General features: G+C 37.8%; 18 protein-coding genes and 1 tRNA gene. 2 read left to right on the top strand and 17 right to left on the bottom strand.

What is annotated here, in order from left to right; genetic code table 11:
- Positions 1-15: 15 nt before the first annotated feature.
- The 16 genes from recN to aroD all read right to left on the bottom strand — a co-directional run bounded on the left by recN (position 16) and on the right by aroD (position 14751).
- Entirely contained in the window at positions 16-1680 is a 1665-nt protein-coding gene (gene recN, locus BLS20_RS03020) for a DNA repair protein RecN (RefSeq protein WP_090172087.1), read from the bottom strand.
- A 146-nt stretch (positions 1681-1826) separates the two neighbouring features.
- Positions 1827-2285, bottom strand: a complete 459-nt coding sequence (gene argR / locus BLS20_RS03015; protein WP_090172086.1) for an arginine repressor — start codon at positions 2283-2285, stop codon at positions 1827-1829.
- A gap of 5 nt (positions 2286-2290) precedes the next feature.
- A complete protein-coding gene (locus tag BLS20_RS03010; RefSeq protein WP_090172084.1) occupies positions 2291-3160 on the bottom strand; it encodes an NAD(+)/NADH kinase in 870 nt (289 codons plus the stop codon).
- 2 nt (positions 3161-3162) lie between these two features.
- Entirely contained in the window at positions 3163-3957 is a 795-nt protein-coding gene (locus BLS20_RS03005; protein ID WP_090172081.1) for a TlyA family RNA methyltransferase, read from the bottom strand.
- Between the two features lie 12 nt (positions 3958-3969).
- Positions 3970-5832: a 1-deoxy-D-xylulose-5-phosphate synthase gene (dxs, locus tag BLS20_RS03000; protein WP_090172079.1), complete on the bottom strand. Its 1863-nt coding sequence runs from the start codon at positions 5830-5832 to the stop codon at positions 3970-3972.
- Between the two features lie 13 nt (positions 5833-5845).
- Complete coding sequence (locus BLS20_RS02995) at positions 5846-6730, bottom strand: polyprenyl synthetase family protein (RefSeq protein ID WP_090172077.1); 885 nt, start codon at positions 6728-6730, stop codon at positions 5846-5848.
- 9 nt (positions 6731-6739) lie between these two features.
- Positions 6740-6952 (bottom strand): exodeoxyribonuclease VII small subunit, encoded by a 213-nt coding sequence (gene xseB / locus BLS20_RS02990; protein WP_090172076.1) that lies wholly within the window; start codon positions 6950-6952, stop codon positions 6740-6742.
- Positions 6945-8159: an exodeoxyribonuclease VII large subunit gene (gene xseA, locus BLS20_RS02985; protein WP_090172074.1), complete on the bottom strand. Its 1215-nt coding sequence runs from the start codon at positions 8157-8159 to the stop codon at positions 6945-6947. The genes xseB and xseA overlap by 8 nt, the downstream gene beginning before the upstream one ends.
- Complete coding sequence (gene nusB / locus BLS20_RS02980) at positions 8156-8584, bottom strand: transcription antitermination factor NusB (protein ID WP_090172584.1); 429 nt, start codon at positions 8582-8584, stop codon at positions 8156-8158. The genes xseA and nusB overlap by 4 nt, the downstream gene beginning before the upstream one ends.
- Positions 8585-8668: 84 nt before the next feature.
- Positions 8669-9046 (bottom strand): Asp23/Gls24 family envelope stress response protein, encoded by a 378-nt coding sequence (locus tag BLS20_RS02975; protein WP_090172071.1) that lies wholly within the window; start codon positions 9044-9046, stop codon positions 8669-8671.
- Positions 9047-9099: 53 nt separating this feature from the next.
- Positions 9100-11106: an NAD-dependent DNA ligase LigA gene (gene ligA, locus BLS20_RS02970; RefSeq protein ID WP_090172067.1), complete on the bottom strand. Its 2007-nt coding sequence runs from the start codon at positions 11104-11106 to the stop codon at positions 9100-9102.
- A gap of 3 nt (positions 11107-11109) precedes the next feature.
- Complete coding sequence (gene rluF / locus BLS20_RS02965) at positions 11110-11838, bottom strand: 23S rRNA pseudouridine(2604) synthase RluF (protein ID WP_090172065.1); 729 nt, start codon at positions 11836-11838, stop codon at positions 11110-11112.
- 95 nt (positions 11839-11933) lie between these two features.
- Positions 11934-13286: an SH3 domain-containing protein gene (locus tag BLS20_RS02960; RefSeq protein WP_090172063.1), complete on the bottom strand. Its 1353-nt coding sequence runs from the start codon at positions 13284-13286 to the stop codon at positions 11934-11936.
- 93 nt (positions 13287-13379) lie between these two features.
- Positions 13380-13451, bottom strand: a tRNA-Arg gene (locus BLS20_RS02955).
- 36 nt (positions 13452-13487) lie between these two features.
- On the bottom strand, positions 13488-14003 hold the full coding sequence (locus BLS20_RS02950) for a shikimate kinase (protein WP_090172061.1): 516 nt from the start codon (positions 14001-14003) through the stop codon (positions 13488-13490).
- The gene (aroD, locus tag BLS20_RS02945; protein WP_090172059.1) at positions 13984-14751 is read right to left on the bottom strand and encodes a type I 3-dehydroquinate dehydratase; all 768 of its coding nucleotides are present in this window, start codon (positions 14749-14751) and stop codon (positions 13984-13986) included. Before aroD ends, BLS20_RS02950 begins: the two co-directional genes overlap by 20 nt.
- 124 nt (positions 14752-14875) lie before the next feature.
- Between aroD and aroE the strand changes: the two genes are divergently transcribed.
- Together aroE and BLS20_RS02935 are read left to right on the top strand one after the other, a co-directional pair.
- Positions 14876-15742 carry a shikimate dehydrogenase gene (gene aroE / locus BLS20_RS02940; RefSeq protein ID WP_090172056.1) on the top strand — a complete coding sequence of 289 codons (867 nt, stop codon included), beginning with the start codon at positions 14876-14878 and terminating at the stop codon, positions 15740-15742.
- 12 nt (positions 15743-15754) lie between these two features.
- Positions 15755-16783: a 3-deoxy-7-phosphoheptulonate synthase gene (locus BLS20_RS02935; RefSeq protein WP_090172054.1), complete on the top strand. Its 1029-nt coding sequence runs from the start codon at positions 15755-15757 to the stop codon at positions 16781-16783.
- A 127-nt stretch (positions 16784-16910) separates the two neighbouring features.
- Here the strand turns inward: BLS20_RS02935 and BLS20_RS02930 are convergent.
- Positions 16911-17484, bottom strand: a 574-nt coding sequence (locus BLS20_RS02930) for a group II intron maturase-specific domain-containing protein (protein ID WP_278286152.1), incomplete at its 5' end; no start/stop codon positions are given.

The raw sequence follows: 17484 nt of genomic DNA, 5'->3' as shown, positions 1-17484 counted from the left end.
CAATGCGACATTTCATTATTTTGCCAATGCTTTCATCTCACGAGCATTTGAAATTACAGTATCCGTTATCTTAGCCCCACCTAGCATGCGCGCCAATTCCATCACGCTTTCTTCTTCTGAAAGCGGTGTGATTTGTGTTAAAGTATTGGCATTTTTTATCTGTTTTTCTATCAAAAAATGTGCATCTGCCCTAGAAGCAATCTGCGGCAAATGTGTAATGCAAATAACCTGGTGTGTTTTCGCAATCTGTTTTAATTTTTCCGAAACCATCTGTGCTGTCCTCCCACTGATTCCGGTATCAATTTCATCAAAAATAAGTGTTAAAGGTCTTTCCACGCCGGCCAGCAATTGTTTAATCGCCAGCATGATACGTGACAATTCCCCGCCTGAAGCAATCTTCGCAAGAGGTTTTAATTCTTCGCCTGGATTGGTAGCAATCATAAATTCAATCTGATCAAATCCCTCTTGTGTGTAATAATCTAATTTTTCAAATTCCACTTTAAAACGAACATCAAGAAAATTCAAATCACACAACGCTTCTATCATCTTAGTTTCAAACTCAGATGCCTTCTGTTTACGAAGCTCACTTACGCGATTACAATTGTCATGAAGCGTAGCTGTAATATCATCTAATTCTTGTACGGCAGCATCTTTTTCAAGCTCGTAATTGCGAAGTTTATCCGCCTGTTCCTTCTTCGTCGCAAGCGATTCCATAATCATTTTATAAGAATCACCGTATTTTGATTTTAAATGATTAATTTCATCTAATCTTTTCTCTGTTTCATAAAAATCCTGCTCTGAAAATGCAAGTTCTCCCTGATAATCTCGAAGCGTGTAATTAAAATCATTCAGAAGATTTGAAACTTCTCCTAACTGATTGCATATAGTTTTTAATTCTTCATCATAATCCTGTACAAAAGAAAGCTCCTTAATCGCTCTTGCTATTTGCTCAGAAGCATTATTGCTTGCACCGGAAGTACACTCATAAGCAATCGATACTGCATCCATTAATTTTTTACTGTTGAGCATCTTTTTATAAGCCGTTTCCAGTTCTTCATCTTCACCTTCAAGCAAACCAGCATTTGTAATCTCGGCTATTTCATATTCTAAAAAAGATAATTGTCGTTTTCGCCCCTCTTCATCAAGAGAAAAATCTTCCAACTTCTTTTTCGCCTTCTTATATTGTTTATAACAATCCGCTAATTCTAATTTCAAATTTCCAAAATCACCGGTTGCAAAATCATCTAAAATAGATAAATGTTTTTTCTTATGAAGCAAAACTTCATGTTCATGTTGTCCATGAATATTAATTAAAAGCTGTGCAATACTGCGAAGTTTTGCAAGAGGAACTGTTTCACCATTTATTTTAGCAATTCCTCGCCCTCCGCTAATCCGTCTTGACAAAATCACGCAGCCTTCCTCCACCTCGACCTCCAATCGTTCGAGCTGTTTTAGAACGCTTCTATCATCCACCTGAAAAACAAGTTCTACCAATGCCGGCTCCGCTTCATCACGTATCATCTCACGTGGAATCTTTTCTCCAAGTGCAAGATTCATAGACCCGATTAAAATCGATTTTCCCGCACCGGTTTCACCTGTTAAAATATTCAAACCTTCATAAAAATCAATATCCGCTTCTTCAATCAATGCAATGTTTTTAATGTGTAAATTAATTAACATATATTCACCTTTTTTTCGCCTTACTACACACTTCTTACAAGACACCCATGAACTCAGATATATCCAAACAAATATCTAAACTCGTATCATGCATCTTTTCACTTACAACCCAAACTTGCAAAGCTTTTTCTCTCTCAAACCTTGTATTAAATCTGACTAAGAACGCTTTCTATCTTTTCCATCAATTCTTTCGTCTGATCAACGCTTCTTACCGCACACATCACGGTATCATCTCCGGCAATACACCCAACAATCTCATCCCATTTCATATGATCAAGTGCTGCCGCTACTGCCATAGCCATTCCGGATACCGTCTTAATCACCAAAATATTCATGGCATGATCCATAGATACATACCCTTCTTTTAAAACACGATAATATTTATCATTTAAATTTTCATCATGAACCTGTCTAAGCGAAACATATTTATGCCGACCATCACTTAAAGAAACCTTTGTCAGCTTCATTTCCCGAATATCACGTGAAATAGTCGCTTGTGTAACCTTATATCCGGCACACCGAAGCTTATCAAGCAATTCTTCTTGTGTTTCCAAATCATATTTTTCAATTATTTCAAGTATCTTATTTTGTCGATTTGATTTCACTATAATTACACCTTATCGTTAGAATCATTATAAACAGACATCTTCTTTTGGAGAATTTCAAGAAAACTTTGAGAACCAATCTTCAAGATTTTCACCATCAGTGGAGATTTTGAAATCGTAATTTTCTCTCCCACATTGAGAGACATCAACTGATCACCATCAAAGCTCACAACAACTTCTTCATCTTGTTCCGCTCTTCTTTCAGCAATCTCCAGACAAATAGTATCCTCCGGTGAGATCACAATACTTTTAGAACTTAACGCATGAGGACTAATCGGTGTAATCAACAACAAATCCGCCTTAGGATCCACAATCGGACCTCCAGAAGACATACTATATCCGGTAGAACCGGTCGGTGTCGATACAATAATTCCATCCGCATTATATGTTGTGAGATACTTATCACTGATATATACATTAATTCGAACAATCTGAAGAAGTCCCATCCGATGAATTACCACATCATTTAGCGCACACCCTTTAACATTTCCTTGTTCATCAACCCCTCGCAGCATTATACGATTTTCAAGTTCATAATGATCCTCAAAAATCTGATCAATTGCTGCAAATACAGTATCTCTGGTCAATTCACACAAATATCCGAGTGTACCAAGATTTACACCAATAAGCGGTATTCTAAGCGAAACAACATCTCTGGCTGTTCGAATCAAAGTACCGTCTCCCCCAAGAACCAAAATCACTTCTGTTTCTTTTGGAATCTTACTACAATCAATTTTATTATCTTCTTTTTCATATGGTCTTGTGACAAAATAATCACATACACCACCACGATTCTTTATATATGCTTGAACCTGATGTGTCATTTCCAAATCCGGATCTTTAAATGTATTGGATATAATAAAAAAATGTTTCATATCTAATCTAACGTCTCGTGCGCCAACGAAACCACGCCCTCAACGGTGTAACCCTCCTCATTCGTCGCATTCTTCTGAATATGAAGCAGATACTCGATATTTCCTTCCGGTCCCTTAACCGGAGAAAAATCAAGATGACAAACACCAAATCCTATTTCATTTGCAAAAGAAATCACGTTCTTTATCACTTCTCTATGAACTGCCGGATCTCTTACAACCCCTTTTTTTCCGACTTTTTCACGACCCGCCTCAAATTGCGGTTTAATAAGACACACCATCTGTCCATCTTCTTTTAACAGTTCCTTTGCCGCCGGCAAAACTTTTGTTAAAGATATAAACGATACATCTACTGAAGCAAAATCCAGCACATCATCAATGTCCTGCGGCGTTACATATCGGATATTAGTTTTTTCCATACAGACCACTCGTTCATCCTGCCGTAATTTCCAGGCAAATTGACCATATCCCACATCAACGGAATATACCTTGGCGGCACCATTTTGTAGCATACAATCCGTAAAACCACCAGTAGAAGCCCCAATATCCATACAGATATAACCATCTAGACTTAGCTGGAATTGTTCCATTGCTTTTTCCAGTTTCAAACCACCTCGACTGACATATTTTAATGTCTTGCCATGTATCTCAATATTTGCATTTTCATCAAATGTACTTCCTGCTTTATCTTCTCTTTGACCATCCACAAACACCTGGCCGGCCATAATCAATGCTTTCGCTTTTTCTCTTGAAGGTGCAAGATTTCTTTTTGTAACTAATATATCCAGTCTTTCCTTCATAAAACGTCTCCATTATTTCTCATATTGTGCCAAAATTCTTTTTGACACAGAAGTTGCATCAAGACCAACTTCTTCAAATAATTCATCCACGCTTCCCTGCTCTATATAATCATCCGGTAATGCTATTGTAAGAACGTCAAGCTCTATGTTCTCCTCTTTCACAAAGAGTCCCACATGCTCACCAAAACCGCCACTTCGAACGTTTTCTTCCATCGTCACAAGCAAAGTATGCTCATCTGCCAATTCACGAATCCGATCTTGATCAAAAGGCATCGCAAATCTAGCATTTATTAACGTAGCTAAAACACCTTGATTTTTTAACTGTTCTACTACTTCTACCGCAATCTTCACCATATTTCCCAGAGCCAAAATTGCGATATTCTTACCTTGCTGGAGCATTTCGGATTTTCCATATTCAATTGGATTACGCATTTGTTTTAAATCACTATACGCCTGTCCTCTTGGATATCGAAGCGAAATCGGTCCATCAAAAGCAATCGCGAATTTCAGCATATCCGATAGCTCCCATTTATTTTTTGGAGCCATCACCGTCATATTTGGAATCGACATCATATAAGATACATCAAGCACACCCTGATGCGTTTGACCATCAGCTCCAACAAGACCTGCTCTATCAATCGCAAAAACAACATGGAGTGACTGCATACAGACATCATGAACAATTTGATCAAATGCCCTCTGTAAAAAAGAAGAATAAACAGCCACAACCGGAACAAAGCCTTCCTTCGCTAATCCGGCTGCAAATGTAACCGCATGCCCTTCCGCAATACCCACATCAAAGAAACGCTCCGGATAACGATTATGAAAACGCTTTAAACCAACACCATCTTCCATGGCTGCTGTGATCGCAATCACATTTTGATTACGTTCTCCCATCTTCACCATGACAGTAGAAAAAACATTTGTATAATTGGCAAGCGTCTGCTTTTTCTTCGGAAGACCACTCTCGACACAAAAAGCACCGGTTCCATGAAATCTTGCCGGATGGCGTTCTGCATGGATATATCCTTTTCCTTTTTGCGTAACTACATGAACCACAACCGGCCCTTCAATATTCTCAGCTTCCACAAAAGCACGATACATCGTCATAATATCATGACCATCATAAGGTCCAAGATAAGTCAAACCAAGATTTTCGAAAATCATCCCCGGAATCAATAATTGCTTTAAAGAGCTTTTGGTACTTTGAATATTATGTACCATTTTCTCTCCATATAACGGAATCTTATTTAGCGACGCTTTAATTCCTTCTTTTAAGTCCTTATAGGCTCCGGTTGTTCTGATATTTGATAAGTGAGCCGGCAATCCGCCAACATTTTTTGAAATTGACATCGTATTGTCATTTAAAACAATTATAAAATTCTTTTTTAACAAAGCTGCATTATTTAATGCTTCAAATGCCATTCCTCCGGTCAGTGCTCCATCCCCTATCACACACGCCACTCGATAATTCTCACCTTTTAAATCCCTTGCTGTTGCAAGACCAAGCGCAGCCGATATGGACGTTGAACTATGACCTGTATTAAACGCATCACACGCGGATTCATTTGTTTTAGGGAAGCCACTAAGACCACCATGTTTACGCAGGGTATCAAATCTGTCCTTACGTCCTGTAAGAAGTTTATGTGTATAAGATTGATGTCCTACATCCCAAACAAGCTTATCTTCCGGAAAATGAAGTGCCAAATGCAAAGCCATAGTCAATTCAACAGCTCCAAGATTAGAAGCTAAGTGTCCGCCGTTTTCCGAAACCGTCTGAATTAAAAATTCTCGAATTTCCTTCGCCAACGGATTAAGTTCTTCATGTTTAAATTTTCTGATATCATTAGGACGGTTTATTCTATCAAGTAACATAAACAATTTCCCCTTACTTCTTTCTGTTTACAAGTGCCATTAACAGTGATTTCAAAAATTCATTTGCACCATGTAATGAATCAAGAAGTCCTACAGCCTCATTGGTATAACGCTCAACATCGGCATGAGACTGCTCTATTCCTTTTAACGATACATAAGTCGTTTTATTATTTTTACAATCAGAGCCAACCGGCTTACCAATCATTTCTTCATCACCCATAACATCCAAAATGTCATCTTGGATTTGAAATGCCAGTCCAATATTCGAAGCAATCTTTTGAATTTTCAAAACATCCTCATCCGAGGCCTCTGCCAAAATTGCCCCAATCATCATAGATGCTTCAATTAATGCACCGGTTTTCAAGTGATGAATAAATAAAAGCTGCTCTTGTGAAAGTGGTTTTCCTTCCATTTCAACATCTACCGTCTGTCCACCCACCATGCCATAAATGCCAGCTTTTTGTGCAAATATCGAAAGCGCTTTCCCGATATTTTTATTCTCCGGTTCTACCTCATAAGCTTTTGCCGCCGTTTCAAAAGCGTACAAAAGCAGCCCATCACCGGCCAAAATCGCCATTGCTTCTCCGTAAACAATATGCGTAGTCTTTTTTCCTCTTCGATATTCATCATTGTCCATTGCCGGCAAATCATCATGAATAAGAGAGGAAGTATGAAGCATCTCCATTGCAGCCATAAACGGTTCAACCAGTTTTATGTTCTTGCCGCCAAAAAGTCGAAACACCTCCAACATCAGCATCGGTCGAAGGCGTTTACCTCCGGCATTAAAACTGTAATTCATTGCCGAAAGGACTGTTTTTTGATACCCTTCTTCTTTCGGAAGGAATCTACAAATAATTTCTTCTACTTCTTTTGTGTGCTTTGCGATCTGTAACTCCATAAAGTTCCTCTATTCTATCAACTCGTTCTGTGCATTAATAACTTCCATTTTTTTCTCTACACAGTCAATCTTATCTTTACATAATTTTAAATAATTCATTCCCTGTTCATAAAACTCAAATGAATCTTCAAGTGAAACTTCTTTTTGTTCCATCTTACTTAACAAACTTTCCACTTGTTCAAACAACTCTTCAAGAGAATAATCCTTCTTTTCTTCACTCATCGGTCTCTTCCTTTATCTCAATCACGCTGGTTTTCAGCGTACCATTTGTCATGCGGATATATAGTTCATCTTGCTCTTTTACCTTTGTAACATCATTTACCATATGATGATATTGATCAGTTACATAACTATAGCCCTGTGTCAATTTTCTCATTGGCGACTGGCCATCAAAACGTTCTGCGTAAAGCTGCAATCTATGCTTATTGTTAACTAATAAGCGCTCCATTTCTTTAACCAATCTTATCCGCAATTCTTTTTCATATTTTCGTTTTAATAAAATCTGCTGATTCGGATTATATTTTTGAAGTCTTGAATTGATTGAACTGTATTGATACTTGGCTTTTTCAACTTGCAACTGTAACCCCTGCAGCAAATGATATTTTAAATTTTCTATCTTGTTATGAAACTCCTGATAATCAAAAATGGCAAGTTCTGCAGCTGCCGACGGAGTAGGCGCTCGAAGATCCGCTACATAATCCGCAATCGTTGTATCAATCTCATGTCCAACAGCAGAAATAACAGGAATAGTACAATTGAAAATAGCTTCTGCTACAACTCTTTCATTAAATGCCCACAAATCTTCCATAGATCCGCCACCGCGTCCTACTATCAAAACATCCGGTCGCACGGACTCCATAGCCAAAATGCCTTCCGCAATACTTGCCGCTGCGCCTTCTCCTTGTACCTGTGCATGATAGAGTATAATTTGCACATAAGGATTTCTTCGAGATGCAACATTTATAATATCGCGTATTGCTGCGCCGGTTGCAGAAGTTACAACACCCACCGTAAATACATACTTTGGAATTGGGCGCTTGTATAACGAGTCAAACATGCCCATCTCCTCAAGTTCAGCTTTAAGCTGCTCGAACTGCGCATGCAAATCACCGGCTCCTTGTTTTTCAATTGAAGCGGCCACAATACTGTACGTTCCTCTAGGGGCATAGGTATTCACCTTTCCTTTTACTACAATCCGATCACCGGTCTTAAGGCGAAATTTTAATCCTGCTGTAACACTCTTATACATAATCCCATTCATTACAGATTCAGAATCTTTTATAGTAAAATAGATATGCCCGGATGAATGATACGTACACTGCGAAATCTCACCTTTCACCAAGACATTCTTAAGAAGATAGTCCTGTGCAAACATTTCTGCAATATATTTATTTATCTGGGATACGGTATAAATATTCTCCTGTCTCATGAAGCAAATTTAGCCAACACAGCATTTACAAAAGAAGAAGAATTATCCTCGCCAAATTTCTTTGCAAGTTCTACCGCTTCATTTATCGCTACAGATTCCGGAATATCCTCATCCATTGTTATTTCATATACACCAAGGCGCAATATTGCAAGCTCCACCTTACCCATGCGAGAAGTTTTCCATCCAACACTTTTTTCATTGATTGCAGCATCAATCTTATCGATATTTTCAAAGATATTTCTAGTTTTTGCTTTAATCAATTCATGCTCTTTTGTTGACTGATTTTCTACAACTTCCTGATCATCATTTTCTGCTTGTTCTTCCTCAAAAAAAGAGTCTAACTGCTGAGAAAATTCATTCTCATCATAAAACTCTATCTGAAAAAGCAATTTAAATATTTGTTCTCTAATTTTTCTACGGGTCATACAGTTTCCCTTTCTAAGTTTATATGTATGCAACTTAAGAGTTTGCTTTCGCAAACTCTTAAGCATCACAACTCCTATTAGTATTTATTTTTTTGTTCCCATATCAACAGATGCAATTTTGACATTCACACCTACAACCTCTAATCCTGTCATTGTCTCTACAGCCGTTTTGGCTTTTTCTTGTACATTGGCAGATACTTCCGGAATCGAAAAACCATAGCCGATATTAATCGCCACATCCACGGTTACTTTGTTTCCTTCATATGAAATACGTACCCCTTTTGTTGTATTCTTCATGGAATGTTTACTCAAAAGTTCATTCGTAATATTACCATACAAAGATGTAACTCCTTCCACTTCCGTTGCCGCTAATCCAACAATGTTCGCAACCACGTCATCCGAAATACGAATATCCCCCAATTTACTCTCTGTTATCTTTCTATTTTTACGATCTTCTGCCATATTATAAACCTCCGAATTAAGCTATATAATCTATAAAATTATAGCACATACGCTTATTCTTTTTCAACATAACCCTTTGCGAAAACATTTTCCCCTCCAAAGCGTGAAATAAAATCATTTTCTGAAATAATTTCGATTCCAAGCGATAATGCTTTTTGGTTTTTGCCAGATGTTGAAGTCACATCATTATTAATCAGATAATTAGTCTTTTTTGACACGCTTGATGCCACACTTCCATTTTCACTTTCTATAAACGAGGCAAGTTCAGAGCGATTTTTAAATCGCACCAAATCTCCTGTTACCACAAATTTCATTCCCTTCAAGGAACCATCCGTTTTATCTACAGCTTCCATCGATTCAATATTTAGCAGATCCAGCAATTCATAAAACACTTTTCGATTCTTATCATTTTGGTACCACTTTATAATCGAAGTGGATTTTTCTGTGCCAATGGTTGCGATATCATCAAACCCGCGCACTTCCTCTAAACGTTTCACAAATTCCTTCCAGCCAATAGCTTCCATTATTTTCTTTGCTGCATCAACTCCAATTTGTGGAATACATAATGCATAAACAAAGGAAACCGGTGAACAGCTGCGACTATTTTCAATGGCCAAAAGAAGATTTTCGCACGATTTGTCCCCGAATCCGTCTAGGTTACGAATCTCATCCTCGTATTGATGCAAATGATAAAAATCTGCAAAATTATAAATATAACCGAGATTCATAAACTTCAAAATCGTCTGCACACTCATACCATCAATATCCATTCCGGTCTTACTGACAAATCTGGCAAATTTCATGACATGTTTTGCGGCACATTCTTCATTCGTACAATGCAACGTTTTTGTTCCGGAATGTTGCGAAATCTTCACCTGCGTTGCGGCATTACAAACCGGACATTGAGCCGGTATTGCAAACACGCCTTTTGCTTCCTTTACTGAAATACACTTTGGAATTATCTTATTTGCTTTAATAATTTCCAAAATTGTCTCATGATTTTCTCCAATTCCAAGTCGTTCCATTTCTGATATATTGCACAACGATGCACGAGAGACCATCGTCCCTTCAAGCCAAATAGGTTCAAATACCGCAACCGGAGTAATTGTAGAAGCAGCGCAAGACCATTCTACATGATCCAATCTAGAAAGCGCCGAGACATCCTGCCATTTAAATGCCAAGCCTCCTCGCGTTGCATGATGCCCGGTTACAGAACCGCCTGAGGAATAATTCGTATCTTCATAACAGATTACTAATCCATCAACCGGAATATCCATCTTCCCGTTTTCTACGAGTTTAGTCCAGCGTTCCACCACCTGCGGTAACTGCTGTGCATTTGTTTTCTCGTAATCTACAATATCAAAGCCTTGATTTTTCAAAAATTCCATCCGCTTTGACCAATGAACGATTTCATCATCAATATGTACTAATGTAAATGCATACAGATGTACCTTACGTTTTTTTACAGTTTCTAGATTCGTTGCATCAAGAGCTAAGGTTCCTGCCGCAAGATTTCGCGGATTGGCATAATCATCTTCATTATCCAAAGAAGCATTTATCATATCAAAGTCCGTATAACTGATAACCGCTTCTCCACGCACAACCAAGTGCCCGCGATATTCGATTTTAGACGGAACTGCCTCAATAGCATCTTTCATATAAGTGATATTATTTCCAGCAACACCACTTCCTCGCGTCAATATCTTTGTCAAACTTCCATTATCATAGGTAAGTACCAACGTCAATCCATCAAGCTTCCAGCTCAAATTAACTGGTCGTTGCCCTGCCCATTCTTGCAACTTTGTCACTTCTTTTGTTTTAGCAAGCGATAAGGCCGGATATTCATGTTCTTCTCTTGCTCCATTTTTTACCACAGCACCGGTTGTCTGTGTCGGTGAATTATCGAGTCTGTATCCTGTCTGCTGTTCAAGTTTAACAAGTTCATCAAATGCTGCATCCCATTCATAATTAGACATTATTTCCTCAAGTCCACCATAATAGCGATCTGATGCCTCATTTAACAGTGTAACAAGTTCTTCAATTCTTTTTTTATCATCCATTTCTTAACCCTCTTCATTCCATTTGACCGTATCACTTGAAGAATTCTCAATCCGTCGATACAATTCCTCTTTCTCTTCTTGGGTAATTTCACGATACGTACCTTCTTTTAAATCCCCTAATTTCAAATTCATGATTCGTTCTCGTTTTAACGAAACCACCTCATAGTCAAAGAATTCACACATCCTTCGAATCTGACGATTCAAACCTTGTGTCAAAACAATCCGAAATGTTTGTTTAGACACTTGCCAAATACTACACTTTCTGGTTACGGTATCTAAAATAGGCACCCCATTTGCCATCCCATCCAAAAACTCCTTTGTAATCGGCCGATTCACTTTAACTAAATATTCCTTTTCATGATAATTTCCGGCTCGCATTATTTTATTAACAATTTCTCCATCGTTCGTCATAAGGATTAATCCGTTCGAATCCTTATCAAGACGCCCAATCGGATAAATTCTAATTGGATATTTGAGAAAATCAACAATATTATTCTTTTCTCTTTTTTCCGTTGTACATACGATACCAACGGGTTTATTAACCAGCAAAATCACTTTTTTTTGATTCACCCGGACTTTATTATGGTCAACACAAATCTCCTCATCACCTTCTACCTGTTGACCAAGTTTTGCTTTCCTGCCATCAACCGTAACTCTGCCTTCTTCAATCATTTTATCCGCCTGTCTTCTGGAACAAACTCCGATATCCGACAGATATTTATTTAATCTCATATTATCAAATCCTTATCATTCACTAAAAGTAAAAAGACTGTTTGCCAAAGGAACCTTTTATTCGATTCCCTCCGCCAACAGCCTTTAAAAAACATTTATTGTTCTTTTAATACAGAAGTCTTAATATAGCCCGTCTTACCGTTCCATTTTACTTTCGTCCAACCACTATCTAAACATTTAACAACCGTTACCTTTTCTCCTGAATATGCAAGTCCAATTCTCTTAGAATTTTCACTGGCTTTTTTTCGAATATTCACAGACATGGTCAATCTGATTTTATCGCCTTTAGAAAATGCAGTTGATTCCGCAGATGGTTTTTTCTTTGTTAAATATTTTGACTTAATATAACCGGTCTTGTTTTTATATTTTACTTTACTCCAACCATTATCCATCTTCTCAATAAGTTGGACTTTCTTACCTTGTTTTAACAATCCCAAAGACTTTGAATCTATAGAAGCTTTCTTTCGAACATTCACTTCTGTCTTAGCATAAACATAAGTAACTTCTTCTTCCTGTGATGAGTCTTCACTAGTTTCTTCTGTAGATTCTTCTGTTGACTCTTCTGTCGTTTCTTCTGTAGATTCCGCATCTGTTGTTTCTTCGGTTTGCGTTTCGTCCGTTGTTTCTTCCGTAGTAGACTCCTCAGTTGTTGTATCTTCCGCAAACTCTTTTTCTGCAGCTTCTGCATCATAATTCTTATACCAATCAGATACTGCATTTGGAATCGTCTCTTCCATTAACGTTTTCAAAGCTTCATCTGATTCTAAAGCTTCTTCATATTTTTCACTGACATCTTTTTGCAAAAGAACCACATCATCTGAATTTTCAAAAGAATCGATCAATTCCGAAACATTTTCATCCTGCTGAGTTTCTTGTACGCTTCGATTAAATGAACTATAGGCATTATCAATATACAATTCTCCATCATCATTTGTCTGGATATAGAAGAAATCAAGTCCCGGAACCAATGTGTCAATATTTGCAAACTTGATTGAGTACTCAACCGAAACAAAATATGAATAATCATCATATCCTTCTTTTACATGACATTGAATATCAGAGTATTCTTCGGAATATTCAGAATATAGTTTAATATAACTTTTTTCTTTCGTCGTAATCGGCGTCGCAATCGTCTGCAGCGTCTCTAAATCATTTTCAGCATATGCAGCATAATATTTTGTAATTAATGTCTCAACATCTGCATATTCTTTCTCGGTATCATATTCTTCATTAACCTGCTCATTTTTATATTCCATAAGTTCTTCTTGTGTGGAAAAGTCAGATTGCATAGTTTCTTTATTTGAACCATGATGTCCGGCAATTGCCAATATAATAAGAAAAACAACCACAATCCCTGCACCAATCAATTGCTTCATATGATGCTTGCAAAATTCTATTACTATTTCTAACGTAAGATTACTAAATATTTCCTTTGAATCTTTCTTCATACTTTAACAACTCCATTTATTATCCTCGGATTAAATGAATTAATCTTTCCATTTACGGCTTAAAGTTTTAAAAAAATAAAAACTCTAAGCAAATGCATCCAGCGGGAATCGAACCCACACCATCAGAGTCGGAGTCTGACATTCTATCCGTTAGACTATGGATGCTAATAATTACAGCAGATGTTATAATACCATAATCCATTATAAAAAGCAAAGAATTTCTTGTGCAATCGCGCTGACTGTGCGATTATCCGTACAAATCTCACAGTCTTTTGCACGATCATAAAAGGGCTGTCTTTCGTTCAATAATTTTTCAATATATTCAACATTCATATGACCCTTAAGCATTGGTCTATTCTGTGATTTTTTTACCCTTTGATAAATTGTTTCTGGTGAAGTTTTCAAAAATACTACTTTTCCGGCAGCTTTCATAACTTTAACATTTTCTTCTTTCATTATAATTCCGCCACCACAAGAAACTATTGCTTCCTCTTTCGAAACAATTTCCTTTAAACATTGCGTTTCAATATTACGAAAATATTCTTCCCCATATTTATCAAAAATTTCAGGAATCTTCATCCCCTCTTTTTTTTCGATATATTCATCTGTATCAATCAGTTTCATATTCGCTTTTTTAGCAAGTTCTTTGGAAACTGCCGTCTTACCGGCGCCCATAAATCCTATCAAAAAAATCATATCATTCACCATAGCTTTCATGTATTATTTCAAGAACCGTCTTTAATTGTTCGAATCCAATCTGCCCCGGTGCCGATTGACCCTTTCCGGCTCCAAACGTAATACAACTTCCAAACGTTTCTCCGCATACCCTTGAAACACTTCCAACCTTTCCCATTGTCATTGTAACAATCGGAAGATGCGGAAACTCTTTCTTTAATAGAGCATTCTGATACAGCAATCGCAGCACATCAAATTCATCCTTAGGATATGCTGCAAACTTTACAATATCCGCACCACCTTGCTTCATGTCTCTAAGGATCATCTGAATGATTTGATTTTCCGGTGTTTTTTCAAAATCATGATGCGAAGCAATCACTTTAACACCATATTGCTGCAAATGAGAAATTGCTTTTTTAGGATTTGTCGCCTCAAAATATTCTAAATCAATGATATCAATCACATCTGACCCTGCCGCTATTTCATTAAGATGCATAATCTTTTCTTCATCAAGGTTCATTGACCCGCCCTGTTTATAGGAGCGAAACGTAAAAAGCATTATCGTCTTTATAACATCTTTTTTAATTGCTTCTAAGACTTCACAAACAGCACGATCCGATAATACTTCATCAAAATAATCAACACGCCATTCGATCATCTGTGCTCCAAGTTTTACATATTGTTTTATTTCATTTATAATCTCTTTTTTTGTATGTGAAACAACCGGTAAACAGATAACAGGTCTGCCATTTCCTATTGTTATATTCTTAATTGTAATCTCTGTCTGCATAAGAATCTCCAATCTTCTTTTAACAAGTATAACGATTCCCTAACCGGTTGACAAGCATCTTGAAATAAAATAAAATTAGAAATGTTATTTTAACACATTAAAGTGGAAAAGGAATAGGAAAATTATGATTGAAATCACCGGAAAAACCAAGCTTACTGGTCTTCTCGGACAACCCGTAGCCCACAGTATATCACCGGCTATGCATAACAAATCATTTGAACTAAACCATCTAGATTATGTTTATCTTGCATTTGATGTTGCACCAGATCAACTCTCTCACGCCGTTTCCTTTTTAAAAGAAACAGGATGTGTCGGATATAACTTAACGATGCCTCACAAGCGTGCTATTATCCCATATCTTGATGAACTAACCCCGGCCGCCCGACTGGCCGGTGCTGTTAACACCGTACTTCTTAGAGATGATGGAACATTACTTGGACATACTACCGATGGGATTGGATTTTGGAGATCGCAAAACGAAATTGGTTACAACCACATAGGCCAGACTGTTACTTTACTTGGAACCGGTGGCGCCGCAACTGCAATTATGGTGCAAGGCGCTCTTGACGGAGTCAAAAAGATTAATGTTTTCAAAAGAAAAAACAGCACCTTTGAAGAAGCGCAAAAAATGATTGAAACAATTCGTTCTAACACTGATTGCGAACTTCAGTTACTCGATCTTGCTAACCTAAGACTTCTTCGCGAGTGCATTGAAGAAAGCTCTATCTTGATAAATGCAACCAATGTAGGCATGGAACCGGACATCGAAAATAGCATCATTCACGATTCCTCCCTGTTTTCAAGTCATCTACTGGTTTCCGACATTATCTACCATCCACGTAACACTAAATTTCTACAATTAGCACAAAGTCAAGGATGCATGACAAGTAACGGACTATATATGTTATTATATCAAGGTGCTGCATCTTTTAAGATGTGGACCGGCAAAGAGATGCCAACAGAAACAATCAAAGAATTATATTTTCAATAAAGGAGTCAACTCATGAGTTTCGAATTTTTAAAAGAACTTCCTTCTCCGGAAGAAATCAAAAAGCAATATCCGGTTTCACAAAAGGCAAAAGAAGCGAAAGATGCTCGCGATGCTCAAATGCGAGATATTCTTACCGGTAAATCTGATAAATTTATCGTAATCATTGGACCTTGTTCTGCTGATAACGAAGAATCTGTACTTGACTATATTCATCGTCTTGCAACGGTAAACGAAAAAGTAAAAGATAAACTTTTAATTGTTCCTCGTATTTACACAAACAAACCTCGTACAACCGGCGAAGGCTATAAAGGAATTGCATCACAGCCTGATCCTGAACAAGCACCGGATCTTCTTGCCGGACTGATTGCAATGCGAAAAATGCATCTTAGAAGCATGGAGGAAACCGGTCTTTCAGCAGCAGATGAAATGCTTTATCCAGAAAATTGGATGTATGTAGAAGATCTTCTCTCTTACGTAGCAATTGGCGCCCGTTCTGTAGAAGATCAGCATCATCGTCTAACAGTTAGTGGTTTTGACGTCGCATCAGGTATGAAAAATCCTACCAGTGGTGATTTTTCTGTCATGCTCAATTCCGTCTATGCGGCGCAGCATCCGCACAATTTCGTATATCGTGGCTACGAAGTAGCTACCAACGGAAACGATTTAACTCATGTGATTCTTCGTGGTTCTGTTAACAAACGCGGAGTCTGTGTTCCAAACTATCACTACGAAGATCTCAATCGTTTAATTACCATGTATGACAAAATGGATCTTGTAAACCCAGCCTGTATTATTGATGCCAACCATTCCAATTCTAATAAGCAATACATGGAGCAGATACGTATTGTTAAGGAAATCCTTCACAATCGTCATGAATCTAACGATATCAAAAAGATGGTAAAGGGTGTCATGATTGAAAGTTATATCGAAGGCGGTAATCAGAAAATTTCCGAACATATCTATGGAAAATCTATTACCGACCCTTGTCTCGGATGGGAAGATTCCGAAAAACTGATTTATACAATTGCTGAAATGGCCTGATTCTTACAATCTGATTGAAAATTCAGCATAAATCATCCACCTTTTAAAGGCGCACAATCGAGTAGGAGGGAGTGACTAGCTCCCGTCCTCTCACAGCACCGTACGTACCGTTCGGTATACGGCGCTTTCAATAGTTGACGTGCACAGACTGATAGGCCGTGGCTAAATCATAGAAGCCACTGTTTATCAGTCTATCTTTTGTCATCGCCATGTTGACTGCGACTGTATGTGTGGTAAACCAATATCCACGCCGACTGTTGCCAGCCATATGTGCCAAGTCCTTAGGCACACCCATCTTAATCAGATTTCGCACCTTTGTCTTGGGCTTCTTCCATTGTTTCCATATACACATACGTATTCTGTGATAGAGCCATCCATTGATTTCGTCTATGTTGTTCTTCATGCTTGCTATACCGTAGTAGTTAAGCCATCCTCTCGCATATACCTTGATTTTCTCAAGACTAGGCTTGATGGACTGCACAGACTTACGGGAAGATAAATCTTTCAGTTTTGACTTGAACTTCTTCCATGACTTTGGATGAACCCTGACATAAATGCCACTTCCGTTCCTTCCCAATGCAAAGCCAAGGAATTTAAAATTTCGGATAGCAAACACGCTGACCGTACGACTTTTCTCTCGATTTACTGTTAACTTCAGTTTCTCTTCGAGATATTTTGTACTGCTTTCTAAGAGTCTCTCT

The sequence above is a fragment of the Eubacterium oxidoreducens genome, from assembly GCF_900104415.1.
Taxonomy (GTDB): Bacteria; Bacillota; Clostridia; order Lachnospirales; family Lachnospiraceae; genus Eubacterium_C; species Eubacterium_C oxidoreducens.
Note: the sequence above shows the minus strand (reverse complement) of the source record. Positions and strands in the feature narration are given on the sequence as shown.